Below are 13,308 nucleotides of genomic sequence, written 5' to 3'. Positions count from 1 at the left end.
TATCCGCTCAGTTGCGGCTGATTCTGCCACCCAATGCGGTGAGCTTTTCCTCAATCCGTTCGTAGCCACGATCGGTGTGATAAATACGGTCAACAATGGTAACGCCTTGCGCAGCCAATCCAGCTAGGATCAAACAAGCCGATGCCCGTAAATCCGTTGCCATTACTGGTGCACCTTTCAAAGACGGCATACCTGCGACAATCGCAGTGTTACCTTCCAGACGAATATTACTACCCATCCGCATCAACTCAGCCACATGCATCATGCGGTTTTCGAAGATATTCTCAACGACTACGGCAATACCGGTCGCCACGGCATTCATCGCCATAAACTGCGCTTGCATATCGGTTGGGAAACCAGGATGCGCTTCAGTATGAATATCTACTGATTTTAATTTGCGGCCACGCATGTCCAATTCAACCCAGTCGTCACCTTTATCAATCTTGGCACCCGCATCACGGAATTTATTCAATACCGCGGTCAGTGTTTTTGGCGCAGCATTCAAACAACGTACACGGCCACCAGTGATGGCTGCTGCAGCTAAGTAAGTACCGGTTTCAATGCGATCTGGCAGTACGGAGTAATCAACCGCTTGCAAGGTTTCAACACCCTCAACCGTGATTGTGTTCGTTCCTGCACCTTCGATTTTGGCACCCATCGCGATCAGGCAATTTGCCAGATCAACCACTTCAGGCTCTAGCGCGGCATTGTTCAGTACCGTAGTACCTTCAGCCAATACGGCGGCCATCAACAGGTTCTCAGTACCGGTTACGGTGATCTTTTCCATGCTGATATTAGCGCCTTGTAAGCGCCCAGCTTCAGCTCGGATATAACCTTCTTCAACAGTAATCTGTGCGCCCATCGCTTCCAAGCCCGATAAATGAATATCGACCGGACGGCTTCCGATAGCACAACCACCTGGCAGCGAGACTTCCGCTTTGCCGTAGCGCGCCAATAATGGGCCTAATACCAAAATAGAAGCACGCATGGTTCTTACTAATTCATACGGTGCACATTGGCTGGTAATCGTGTCTACATTGGTGGAGATATTATTATCTTCATCGGTGTTGACCGTTACGCCCATCCCTTCGATTAGCGCCACCATGGTTCTAACGTCTTTCAAGCGTGGCACGTTGCGTATCGTCATATCACCTTCGGCCAGCAAAGTTGCTGCTAGCAAGGGCAAAACAGCGTTCTTTGCACCAGAAATAACTACGTCGCCTTCCAGCGCCACTCCACCTTCAATCTGAAACTTCTGCATTTAGCCCGTTTCCTGCGATAAAAAACAAATGCGAATCATAACGAAATTACCTGCGAATAACACCCTGCGATTCATATGCCAGCCAGAATCCGGCCCTGATACTTACCGCTGACTTGACTGAATTCAGTACAGTGCTGAATAAGCCGTCTCAAAATCAATCATTTAGTCTGACTTATTCGAAATCAGTGTATTATTACAGCAAAATGCACTATTTTTGGCAGTCGCGATATTTATTCATTCGACTAATACGTGTAATTAAAATAACTAAATTAACGACAACAATAACTTTCAGGGGAAAATCTCATGTTATACAGAGATTATGGGCGCCATCTGATTACCATACTACTGGCACTGTTTATCGCAGGCTGTGGCGGTGGTGGGAAATCGACACCAGCAATTACTTATCACAAGGTCACACTCACTGCTAATAGCAAGCCAGCGGCAGGTGCAGACTATAGCGCGACTGGCGGCGTGGAGGACACATCCGGCACCACGGACACGGATGGTATCTTCGAATACACCAATGGCAGTGTGATCGTGATTAAAATTGGCACCAAAACCATTGGTACTTTAACGGCGGCAAGTCTCACGCCTGATGGCACAGTGAGTATTGAGTCGCTCGTCAGTGGTAGTACCGACCCGCAGCTAAAATTCTTACCTGAGTTACTGGCAGCCTCGGCTGACCCGACCTCCAGTTATACGCAGCTGCCAGTGACCCTTGCGGACCTTGAGCCATTGACCAAAACCTTGTTGACGGTAAATGGCCGTCCGGTTTCTGGCGTCGCTTATAGCTCTGGCTCACTGTCTGGCAATACCGATCTAAATGGCTTTTTTGAGCAGGATGGCGCTAAGGCCGTCAGCTTTAGCGTGGCTGGTTTAGATATTGGCACAGCGGCTAATACCGATTTGCCAACTAGTATCGAAGCCTTAGTCAGTGGCAATACCAACCCCATTATTCAAAACCTTGCTGACTTGATTGTGGGATTAAATGCAGTGGGCAGCACCAACTACGCCGTGAGTGGCGGCTTACGCCTGCATGATCTGGAGCAGGAATTATTCAAACCCGACAGCCTGCCAGCCAGTCGTTTATTAGGTATGAACCTTGAAACACCACAAGCCGAAGCTGATGGCATTATCCAACCCACTGCTCCAGTTGACCTGTTCCGCTTAGCGCGTCCGTTTGCAGAAAACTCCTGCCAAGACATCGAATACAATGAGCACAAGTGGCCTATCAAAATTCCAGAGAGCTGTACAACTGACCCCGGAACTTACCCTGGCCTCACCACTAAATTAAGCGAATACGCCACCACAAGAATTTTGCAATTTGCAAATGCCGACAGCCTACGAGAAGGCCGCTATCATGTCTTTTATGAGGGCAAAGGAAAGCTGAGCTATAGTGGCTTGGCCAGCAATACAGAAACAATTAAAGCGGGTCACGATCAAATCGATATCACCGTGGTTAACCCCGTTGATGGTGATCTTGAGCTGATTCAGTGGACAAAAGGCTTAATTCTTAGCATCACCGAAACCGATGCGACTGATCCTGTTCGTAATATCCGCATCGTTCCAACGGGTGGTATTTGTAAGGGAAATCCCTTTACTTACCAAACTGATGCTGCTGCTTGCGATACGCCATACATTGCATTTGCTGATATTTTAGAGAGTAACCGTAATGCCATTTTGTTCAATCCTGACTTCCTGAATTTCTACAAAGATTTTCGGGTATTGCGCATGATGAACTTTATGGAGACCACACCCCGTCGGCCGGAAAACCATTCGATCAATCCCTGCCTTGGCATGACCGATAGTGAATACCGTAGCTGTGTGACTCAGTCTCGTAGCTGGGACCAACGCGCCACTCTGGATGATGCGAGCTGGGGCGGTTCACATCGCACCATCGTTACCGAGCGCTTTGGTGTTCCGCTTGAAGTCACCATTGCCCTGAGTAATTTGCTGCAAGCTCACCCTTGGCTAAACATCCCTCACAATGCGGATGATAACTATGTCGAAGAATATGCCAAGCAACTGGCCAATGAGTTGGATGACTCGCTGCAAGCGCATATCGAATACAGCAATGAAATCTGGAACTCTGGCTTCTGGGCACATAATTACGCCAGCTACATGGGTGCAGATGATCCGGTCATTAGCGCGATGGATGAAATCGGCACACGCGGTGCTGACTATTCCAACCGCGTTCGCTATATCGGTAAACGTGCTAAAGCCATATTCACCGTATTTGCCGATGAGTTTGGTGGTGCAGATCGCATTAAACGTATTTTAGGTGGCCAGCATAAATTCCCATCGTTTGCTTTAGATGCCCTGAAGCATGACGGAACTGCCAGCGTAGTGGATGCGGTCGCTATTGGCCCTTACTTCCATGGCTGCTGGAATAGAGAGCGCAAAACTGGTGTTGATGATGACGGCAATGACATTATCGTGGATATTGCCAGCTGTTCTGATCCTGATGTTGTGCCTAAAGTACTAGCCGATGCCACCACTGAGGAGGATGTGTTTGAAGTCATCGACGGCATTTACAATATCGGCGCAAGCAGCAATGAAGCGCGTGGCGACACCAATTCCTTGGATGCAACGATTAAACTGGTTAAAGCACAAGCTGACTCATTGCACGATGCATTTCCAGCGATTGATTTGTATGCCTATGAAGGTGGCCAACACCTGACTGTCGATTACAGCGACACCACGGATGGCGGTGGCAGCGGCCTGCTAACCGATGACATTCTCTATAACCTAGATAGCTTATTTGTCGACGTGAACCGCAACCCAGAGATGGGTGAGCGCTATAAACGACTGCTCGAAGGCTGGAAGGACGCTGGCGGCAAGCAGTTTATTCTGTTCACCTCACCACAATCGTTTAACCGTGCGGGTTATTTCGGGATTAAGGAAGCGCTGAATGCCAGCCGTGAAGAATCCCCCAAATACGATGCGGCACTCACTTTTCAGGAAACACTGAATAATTGCTGGAGTGGCTGGGTTGAGGAGGGCTGTTAAAACCTGAAACGACAGACTAGCGGTGCGAATACCCTTAGCCTTGAAACGCAAAGCGGGCTTGTCAGCAATTGGCAAGCCCGCTTTATTTTATGCTTTTGGCAGTGCTTGCCAAGTCCCATTCACCAAGCCTTCTAGCGGCTGGTAACGGGTTTTGTAATTCATTTTATTACAGTCTTTAATCCAATACCCCGGATACACATACTGCAAGCCAATCTCACGAGCGTAGTGAATTTGCCAAATTAACGCGAATACACCGATACCGCGCCGACTACCCTGCTCAGGATCAAAGAAGGTATACACCGCTGACAGGCCGGATGCCAATTTATCAACAGCGGCAACGCCAATCAGCTCTGCTTGGTCATAAAACTCAATAAATAAGGTATCGCACCAAGTCGCTGTGAGGAAATCTTGCACGCCATCGGTTTCGGTATCTTCGTGGCGGGACTTTAAATAACGCTCATAGAGCTCAGCATATTCTGGTTTAAAACCTTCATTATTGACCCCTACCCGTAAATCCTGATTATGCTTAAAGTTACGGCGCTGGCTACGGTCTGGGGTAAACTTTTCTACTTCGATACGCGTGGTCACACACGCTTTGCAGTCCTGACAATACGGTCGGTAAACCTGATTACCACTGCGTCGAAAGCCCGATTTAATCATGTAATCATACACGCTCATATTCATTGCGAAATCAGGGTCAATCACAGCATTACGCGCAATTTCTCCCGGCAAATATGAGCAAGCATGCATAGCAGTGGGGTAAATTTTCAAGGGCTTTGAAAAATCCATAAAAACGCTTTACCTTAATATTGGACACAATCGATAACCTAGACTGGGCGCTAGGGGGAGCCTTATCCGGATTCGTAGGTTAATCGGGCGCTCAGCTTCTATCAATATAAACCCTGATCGATGGCAGTGCAAAAATACCACCACCCGACCAGAGTCATAAACGGCCTTTAATAGGCAACCACCGATCCGGATTGGCAGTTTGATTGGGGGGAATCACCGGTTTGCAATAGCTCAGAAACGGCTGCGCCACCACGGATATCACCTCGCAAGGCTACCCAAATTTCCGTGACTTGATTTTTACGACCACAACGTAAACCCACTCTGGCAGCGGCTTTATCCCCATAAGTTTTCGCAAATACCGAACGGATTTCTTTTAAGGAAACTGTGCTGCCCACTTTAGAAGCAAACAGTTTGGATACCGGACTTTGATTCAACTCGCGAGTCACCCGCAATGAGTCCATATAATAGACATTGGCATCATTGTGATAGCAAGTACCGTGTTTAATCCACTCATGACGCTGTAAATACGAGGCATAACCCGGCATTACTTTGCTTAGTTCTTTTTTGGTCTCAGTCGTTAATGGCAAGGCTGGCAATAAGTCCCAACGGCCGCGACGATCAATACTTTTATGCGTCTCACTCACCCCGCAATAACTATTATTACGCGGCTGAGGCCATAAGCCATGTAGTGCCAAGTGCGATGCTGAGAACTCATTATTTGAGGCACGCGCACATTCCGTTTTCGCACTATGCGTGGCACAAAAGCCGGGCTGCCAGCTAAGTGCTAATAAATAATCATTGGATTGCTTACGGGCAGCCGGTACAGCAACTTGCTGGCCATTAACACTTCCGCAACTCACCTCAACCCAACGCTGTGGTGACGTAACACCGGGAATCTCAATTAAATAGTGAGTCGCTGCGACTTTGTTCTTAGCCCGTACCGTGTAACTTTCCCCCACACGAAGCATGACCTGATCCGGATTGGTTTGCTTACGGATCGAGCGAAACGCAGGGCAAGCCTGTTTTGCTACAAACACGCCTGATAATGGCTCACTAGCACTGGCGGGTAAGGAATTCAGCCCGATAATCACCAAGCCCGATAGAAGTTTAATCAGAGTTTTTTTCATTAACCTACATCCAATAATTGTTGTTGAATTTCGGGAGAAGCCAGTTGTTGCAACAACCACTTCAATCCCTCCCCTTTATGATGATTTTTCCAAGCGTAAATAACGCCATAAGGCCGGTCACCGGAAAGCTCGGTGGCTTTCACAACCATTTGCCCATCGTCCAAATAAGGTTGGACCATTTTTCGGGACACCGTCCCAACCCCTAAGCCCAAACGTTGCGCTTCCAGCTTCATCTGATGCGTCGGCACACTCAGCACTGACTGCCCCTCCAGCAAGCCAATGGAACGATGGGGAATACTGCGTGAGGTATCGGATACCGCAATCACCCGATAAGGTTTGATGTCATCATGGGACAATGGTTCAGTCGCGGTAGCCAAGGGATGGTTCGCTGCCACCGCAAAAACAAACTCATAATACCCAAGCTCTGCGGTAGAAATTCCGGACATGGTGGAGGGAATGGTGTCATCCACGCCGATAATTAAATCGGCCCGATTAGCCGCCAAACTATCCCACATGCCATTGAGTACTTCGGTACTCACTCGTACTTGCATCTGGGGCGATAGCTTAAATAAATTATCTAATAACGGCATCAGTGCATTGGGGTTGATCAGGTCGCCCAAGGCAATACTCAGTTCCGACTCCCAGCCGGTTGCAATCCGCTCAATGGACTTTTCAGCATCCGCCGCAATCTGCAAAATATGCTTACTGTGACGCACCAGTTCACGGCCAGCTTCAGTTAGTTTAACGCCATGTTTTTCGCGTTCAAAAAATTTAACATTAAATGAATTTTCAAGTTTGGAAACCGTGTAGGATATAGTCGAGGGTACGCGGTGCAATGCCAAAGCAGCCCCGCTGAAGCTACCCTGATCAACAATGGCTTCGATGACTCTTAAACTATCCAGATCAATTTTATAATTCGAATTCATCGAACCTCACCAGCAATATTTTCTAATTGTCTATCTCTACGATCCGGTTATCATAGCCTGATGTACGCATAGTATTTCTCTTTAAACTCAAAGGACAATCGCATTGATTAAGGACACTCAGACAGCCTATGGTGTAATGAGTAAATCGTTGCACTGGATTATGGCCGCGCTCCTGATTGGACTGTTTGGCGTTGGCCTATACATGACTGATTTGGGCTATTACGACAGCTTATATCATATCCTACCGTGGTGGCATAAGAGCATCGGCCTGGTTGTTATCATGCTACTAGTGTTGCGTGTTATTTGGAGACTGAGCAATACAAGACCCGCGCCATTAGCCAGCCACAAGGCATGGGAAATAAAAATTGCATCCAAAATGCATGTTTTACTGTATTTACTTATACTACTGATTGCGAGTAGTGGTTATTTAATTTCCACCTCAGAGGGCAAAGGCATTGAGTTCTTTGGCTGGTTTGAGGTACCTGCACTACTAACCTTGTCGACTGATACAGCGGACTTGGCGGGTGCTGCACATTTTTACTTGGCTTGGGGTTTGATTGTATTGGCGGCGGCTCATGCTGGCGCGGCGATCAAACACCACGTTATTGATAAAGATTCTACTTTAATTAAGATGAAACCCTGGTAACAAAAATGATGAAAAAATTACTTTCGACGGCTCTTTTAGCCACTGCGCTTCCATTTGCTGCAAATGTTTCTGCTGCCGATTACACTATTGATAATGAAGGCGCTCATGCGGCTATCAACTTCAGTGTGAGTCATTTAGGGTACGGCTGGGTTGTTGGCCGCTTCAATGAATTTGAAGGCACCATCAGCTATGACGCGGACAAGCCAGAAGAGTCTAGCGCTAACGTAATCATTAAAACGCAAAGCGTTGATTCTAACCACGCAGAGCGCGATAAGCACTTACGTGGTGGCGACTTCCTGAATGCTGACAAGTTTCCGGAAGCCACTTTCAAAAGCACCAAGTTTGACCCGTCTGAAGGTAAAGCGGTGCTTGAAGGTGATTTGACAGTAAACGGCGTGACTAAGCCAGTAACTATCGATGTGACCCTAAGCGGTTCTGGAAAAGATCCATGGGGCGGCGAGCGTATTGGTTTTAAAGGTACGACAAGCATCGCAATGGCTGACTATGGCATTGACTTCAACTTAGGCCCTGCCTCTAAGAACGTTGATCTGACGTTATATATCGAAGCGGTTAAAGTGAAGTAATTACAAGTTCCCTGCAGTGAAGAGGCCACGTTTTTGATAGAACGTGGCCTTTTTTTTATTTTGGCCGCTCGCTATTTACGCTTAGATGCCAGCCAGTACACATCGCAAAATACCAAAGCTCCAAGTGCCGCCTAAATTGTTGTAAAGCTCTTTGACAGCACCCTCAGAACGGTTCGGTAACTTGCTGGCCGCTTCACGAATTTCTTCAATATCTTCTTCATCTAAATCCGTTGCCTGCTCAATTGAGATTTTACCAGCACGAATAGCACCGGCTAAATCTTCATAAATCGTTGCGGCAACCATTTGGCGTTGTTTGGCAATTTGCTCAACATTCATTCCCTGCTTTAACATCGCCAAGGTAGCATCCGGCGAGTCAGGCGCAACGGATGGACTATCGTCTGCGTGCTTGCAAATCAGCTCGATGAAATCATGCCCGTAACGATCGAGCTTGGACTCCCCTACACCACTGATATAACGGAATTCGGTTTCGGTTTGCGGCCGGCGCTCAGCCATCTCCTCCAAAGTCTTGTCATGGAAAATAACGTATGGCGGCACACCCTGCTCTTTGGCTAATGTCATGCGCAAGACTTTAAGCGCGCTCAATAAGGTTTCGGCTTCCGGACTTAAAATCGCACGATCTTTTAAGCGACTACCCGATTTAGCCAGTACCGGCGTCGCCAGTTTGCGGGCCTGTAGTTTGACTTCGCCACGCAATAAAGGCCGCGCTTTTTCTGTCAGCTGTAATGCGCCATAACGTTCCATATTAATGTGCAAATGACCTTGCGCAATCATCTGACGGAACAGGCTACGCCAATACGGAATACTGTGGTCCTTGCCTAAGCCAAATACAGCTAACTTGTCATGGCCATTGCGTTGAATACGGTCATCCTCTTTACCCAGCAAAATATCCGTGACATAGGCCACGCCAAAACTTTGGCCGGAGCGATAAACCGCTGATAAGGCTTTTTGCGCATCAACAGTCGCATCCCAAGTTTCCGGCGGATTCAGGCAGTTATCACAGTTACCACAAGGCTGATCCATGGTCTCGCCAAAGTAACCAAGAATTGCCTGACGCCGACAGCTGACCGTCTCACACAAGGCCAACATTGCTTCGAGCTTGTGCTGGGTAACGCGTTTATGATCTTCACTGCCGGTACTTTCTTCCATCATTTGGCGCAGGGTAATCACATCCTGCAAGCCATAACTCATCCAAGCATTGGCGGGTGTGCCATCGCGTCCGGCACGTCCGGTTTCCTGATAATAGGCTTCGATGTTTTTGGGCAAACTTAAGTGTGCGACAAAGCGCACATCTGGTTTATCAATGCCCATTCCAAAGGCAATGGTCGCGACAATAATCACACCTTCTTCACGCAGAAAGCGCGCTTGGGTGTGCTGGCGTAATTCAGGGCTTAGTCCCGCATGATATGGCAGCGCAATACAGCCTTTATTACTGAGCCATTCGGCGGTGGATTCCACTTTTTTGCGGGATAGGCAGTAAACAATACCCGCATCTTTCGGGTGATTTTGCTGGATGAAGCGCCACAAACGGTCACGTGAGTTTTGTGCATCGGACAGCTCATAGCGGATATTGGGTCGATCAAAACTATTAACAAACACGCCCGCTTGCTCTAACTGCAGCTGAGCAATAATTTCCTGACGGGTTCGTTGATCTGCTGTGGCGGTTAATGCAATGCGGGGAATATCCGGAAAGCGCTCGGCAAGCATCGAGAGTTGCTGATACTCCGGCCGGAAATCATGCCCCCATTGCGAGACACAATGCGCCTCATCGACCGCAAATAAGGAAATTGTGCATTGGCTAAGCATCTGCAAGGTGTAGTCATTACACAAGCGCTCGGGAGCAACATACAGAAAATCGAGCTCTTGGCGGCGCAATGCAGATTCCACTTGCTGGCGTTCTTCTGCGCTCAATGTCGAGTTTAAAAATGCGGCTCGCACACCTAACTGAGTGAGTGCATCGACCTGATCTTGCATCAAGGCAATCAATGGTGACACCACAATGCCAACGCCATCACGTACCAATGCGGGAATCTGATAGCACAGTGACTTACCACCACCGGTTGGCATTAGAACAAAGGCATCCTCTCCCGCAATCACTGAATCAATAATCGCCGCCTGATTATGCCGAAACTGCGGATAACCAAATGTGGTGTTAAGAATTTCCAGTGCGCGCGACATATTCAAACCTATAGCCAATCCATGAGGCTGCCAATAAAAGCACATCGCACATCGTAATTGAATTAAAACATGATAGAATTCACGTTTTTAACGGTTCGCAAGGATCTTCGCTCCAATGGACGACAAAAAACCTTCCCTGACGTATCAGGACGCCGGCGTTAGTATTGAAACCGGCAATGCATTAATTGATCGCATTAAACCCCATGCAAAGCGCACAAAGCGTCCTGAAGTCCTCGGTAATATCGGTGGATTCGGTGCTTTGATGTCGATTCCGAACCGCTACAAAGACCCCGTACTGGTCTCTGGTACTGATGGCGTCGGCACTAAGCTGAAGCTGGCCATTGATATGAAGCGCTTCGACACCATTGGTGTTGATCTGGTGGCGATGTGTGTGAATGACATTATCGTGACAGGTGCCGAGCCACTATTCTTCCTTGATTATTATGCCACCGGTAAGTTGGATAATGATGATGCGGAAAATGTTATCAAAGGCATCGCGGATGGTTGTGAGCAAGCAGGTGCAGCCTTAATTGGTGGCGAGACTGCTGAAATGCCGGGCATCTATCGCGAAGGTGATTTTGATCTGGCGGGCTTCAGTGTTGGCGTCGTTGAGCGTGAATTGATCATTGATCAAAGCTCAGTGGCTCATGGCAATGTGCTGATTGGAATGGCGTCTAGCGGACCACACTCCAATGGCTACTCGCTAATTCGCAAAGTGATTGAAGTCAGTGGCGCATCCTTGGATCAGCCATTTGGTGAAGCAGGTGAGACTTTAGGCGACGTATTACTGGCTCCGACCACTATTTACGTGAAGCCATTGCTACAAGCATTAAAGCAGTTTGATATTCGTGCACTGGCTCACATTACCGGTGGTGGTTTAACTGAAAACCTACCTCGCGTATTGCCGGGCAACTGCAAAGCCGAAATCGACCTAAGCAGCTGGGAACGTCCTGAAATCTTCAACTGGTTGCAGGAAAACGGCAATATCGAAGACATGGAAATGCTGCGTACCTTTAACTGCGGTATCGGCATGGTATTGGTCGTCAGTGAAGAGCAAGCAGATGAAGTGATTAATAGCTTCAAACTGCAGCAAATCACTAGCTGGAAGATTGGTCGTATCGCTTCTGCTGAGACTGAAACGCCATATGTAGAGTACGTCTAAGCAATGCTGTCAATTGTTGTATTAATCTCCGGTAGCGGTAGTAACCTGCAGGCGATTATGGATCGCATTACCAAAGATAAATTGGACGCGAAGATTGAGCTAGTACTCAGTAATCGCGCTGATGCTTATGGCTTAACGCGAGCAGCGGATGCGGGAATTGAAACGCGGGTGATTGATCACAAGCAGTTTGATTCCCGAGAGCAATTTGATCAGGCGATGATTAAGGAGATTGATCCCTATCAGCCTGATCTGATTGTGCTGGCAGGTTTTATGCGCATTCTGAGTACGGCGTTTGTCACGCACTACACTGGCCGCATGATCAACATCCACCCTGCTCTACTGCCAGCCTACAAAGGCCTGCATACACACCAGCGAGCGCTAGAAGATGGTGTTAGTCATCACGGTGCAAGTGTGCATTATGTAACGGCTCAGTTGGATTCTGGCGCAGTGATTTTACAAGGCCGTGTGCCGGTATTGGCGGATGATACTGAAGAAGCGTTGCAGCAGCGCGTTCATAAAATCGAACACGTGATTTATCCGGAAGTAGTGACATGGTTTGCACAAAAACGCCTGACGTATCAAAACAATCAGGCGCTTTTGGATGGTGAAGTATTAGACCAACCAGTGATTATCGACCAACAAGACTAAATACTGAAGCGGTTGGCTTATTAAGAAGCTAACCGCTTTAGGAATACATTCTCTACAGCAGCCAAATCTTCGGCTGTATCAACACCCGCGCCCGGAATTTCTTTAGCCACATCAACGTGAATACGTGTGCCGTACCACATCGCGCGCAGCTGCTCTAATTTTTCAAGCTGCTCTAGCTGACAACTTTCCATTTTCACAAAATCACGTAAGTATTTGGCGCGATACGCGTAAATCCCAATATGACGGAATGCAAAATCGGTGACATCCAGGCTTGGATCACGCTGGTAAGGGATTGAGGCACGCGAGAAATACATCGCCATACCCGCATTATCAGTGACCACTTTCACGACGTTAGGGTTGGTAAAGTCTTCCACATCCACGATAGGCGTACACAAGGTGGCAATCATTGCTTCAGGGTGATCTACAAGATTCTGCGCAACCTGATGTAAATTGACCGATGGTGTCAATGGCTCATCGCCCTGCAAATTCACCAGAATGTCGTCATCATCAAAACCACGTAAAGCCACCACTTCAGACAAGCGATCACTGCCCGTCTCATGGGCTTCATTGGTCATGCACACATCAGCGGAGAACGACGCACAAACTTCAGCGATGCGCTCGTCATCAGTCGCGATAATGATGTTATCAAAGCCTGCCTGCTGCGCACATTCATGCACGCGCTGGATCATCGGCTTGCCGGCGATACTGAGTAATGGCTTGCCCGGTAAACGGGTTGAATTATAGCGTGCGGGTATTACGAGTATTGTTTTCATTTATTGTCGATTTCATCCTGAGTCAACACACGAGCTTCGCTTTCCAACATGATCGGCTTACCCTCAATAATGGGGTAGGCAAGCCGTGCCGAGCGGGAAATAAGCTCTTGGTTCTTTTTATCGTATTTTAATTTACCCTTAGTAACCGGGCAAACTAGTATATCTAATAGCTTGCTATTCATTAACA

12 protein-coding genes are annotated in these 13,308 nt (G+C 47.9%); 5 read left to right on the top strand and 7 right to left on the bottom strand.

Features of this window, described 5'->3' with window-relative positions; all coding sequences use genetic code 11:
* Positions 1–7: 7 nt before the first annotated feature.
* Complete coding sequence (murA, locus tag LEUMU_RS0102915; RefSeq protein ID WP_022950784.1) at positions 8–1,261, bottom strand: UDP-N-acetylglucosamine 1-carboxyvinyltransferase; 1,254 nt, start codon at positions 1,259–1,261, stop codon at positions 8–10.
* A gap of 303 nt (positions 1,262–1,564) precedes the next feature.
* On the opposite strand from murA, the gene LEUMU_RS0102910 reads away from it, so the two are divergent.
* Complete coding sequence (locus LEUMU_RS0102910) at positions 1,565–4,270, top strand: hypothetical protein (RefSeq protein ID WP_022950783.1); 2,706 nt, start codon at positions 1,565–1,567, stop codon at positions 4,268–4,270.
* Between the two features lie 87 nt (positions 4,271–4,357).
* On the opposite strand, the gene LEUMU_RS0102905 is transcribed toward LEUMU_RS0102910, so the two are convergent.
* From LEUMU_RS0102905 to LEUMU_RS0102895, 3 genes are all read right to left on the bottom strand, one after another.
* Positions 4,358–5,059 carry an arginyltransferase gene (locus LEUMU_RS0102905; RefSeq protein ID WP_022950782.1) on the bottom strand — a complete coding sequence of 234 codons (702 nt, stop codon included), beginning with the start codon at positions 5,057–5,059 and terminating at the stop codon, positions 4,358–4,360.
* Positions 5,060–5,226: 167 nt separating this feature from the next.
* Positions 5,227–6,186 carry a ribonuclease T2 family protein gene (locus tag LEUMU_RS0102900; RefSeq protein WP_022950781.1) on the bottom strand — a complete coding sequence of 320 codons (960 nt, stop codon included), beginning with the start codon at positions 6,184–6,186 and terminating at the stop codon, positions 5,227–5,229.
* Positions 6,186–7,112, bottom strand: a complete 927-nt coding sequence (locus LEUMU_RS0102895) for a LysR family transcriptional regulator (protein WP_022950780.1) — start codon at positions 7,110–7,112, stop codon at positions 6,186–6,188. Before LEUMU_RS0102895 ends, LEUMU_RS0102900 begins: the two co-directional genes overlap by 1 nt.
* A gap of 136 nt (positions 7,113–7,248) precedes the next feature.
* Here LEUMU_RS0102895 and LEUMU_RS0102890 point away from each other — a divergent pair, with 136 nt between their 5' ends.
* Positions 7,249–7,758, top strand: a complete 510-nt coding sequence (locus LEUMU_RS0102890; RefSeq protein WP_211223007.1) for a cytochrome b — start codon at positions 7,249–7,251, stop codon at positions 7,756–7,758.
* Between the two features lie 5 nt (positions 7,759–7,763).
* Positions 7,764–8,342, top strand: a complete 579-nt coding sequence (locus LEUMU_RS0102885; protein WP_022950778.1) for a YceI family protein — start codon at positions 7,764–7,766, stop codon at positions 8,340–8,342.
* An 81-nt stretch (positions 8,343–8,423) separates the two neighbouring features.
* Here LEUMU_RS0102885 and recQ read toward each other — a convergent pair whose 3' ends face one another.
* Positions 8,424–10,538, bottom strand: a complete 2,115-nt coding sequence (gene recQ, locus LEUMU_RS0102880) for a DNA helicase RecQ (protein WP_022950777.1) — start codon at positions 10,536–10,538, stop codon at positions 8,424–8,426.
* Positions 10,539–10,653: 115 nt separating this feature from the next.
* Here recQ and purM point away from each other — a divergent pair, with 115 nt between their 5' ends.
* Complete coding sequence (gene purM / locus LEUMU_RS0102875; protein ID WP_022950776.1) at positions 10,654–11,700, top strand: phosphoribosylformylglycinamidine cyclo-ligase; 1,047 nt, start codon at positions 10,654–10,656, stop codon at positions 11,698–11,700.
* 3 nt (positions 11,701–11,703) lie between these two features.
* Positions 11,704–12,348, top strand: a complete 645-nt coding sequence (purN, locus tag LEUMU_RS0102870; protein WP_022950775.1) for a phosphoribosylglycinamide formyltransferase — start codon at positions 11,704–11,706, stop codon at positions 12,346–12,348.
* Between the two features lie 20 nt (positions 12,349–12,368).
* On the opposite strand, the gene kdsB is transcribed toward purN, so the two are convergent.
* Positions 12,369–13,121, bottom strand: coding sequence for a 3-deoxy-manno-octulosonate cytidylyltransferase (gene kdsB, locus LEUMU_RS0102865; protein ID WP_022950774.1), 753 nt, complete (start codon positions 13,119–13,121; stop codon positions 12,369–12,371).
* Positions 13,118–13,303, bottom strand: coding sequence for a Trm112 family protein (locus LEUMU_RS0102860; RefSeq protein ID WP_026744432.1), 186 nt, complete (start codon positions 13,301–13,303; stop codon positions 13,118–13,120). The genes kdsB and LEUMU_RS0102860 overlap by 4 nt, the downstream gene beginning before the upstream one ends.
* Between the last annotated feature and the right edge of the window lie 5 nt (positions 13,304–13,308).

The sequence above is a fragment of the Leucothrix mucor DSM 2157 genome (genome assembly GCF_000419525.1).
In the GTDB taxonomy this organism is placed as follows: domain Bacteria; phylum Pseudomonadota; class Gammaproteobacteria; order Thiotrichales; family Thiotrichaceae; genus Leucothrix; species Leucothrix mucor.
Note: the sequence above shows the minus strand (reverse complement) of the source record. Positions and strands in the feature narration are given on the sequence as shown.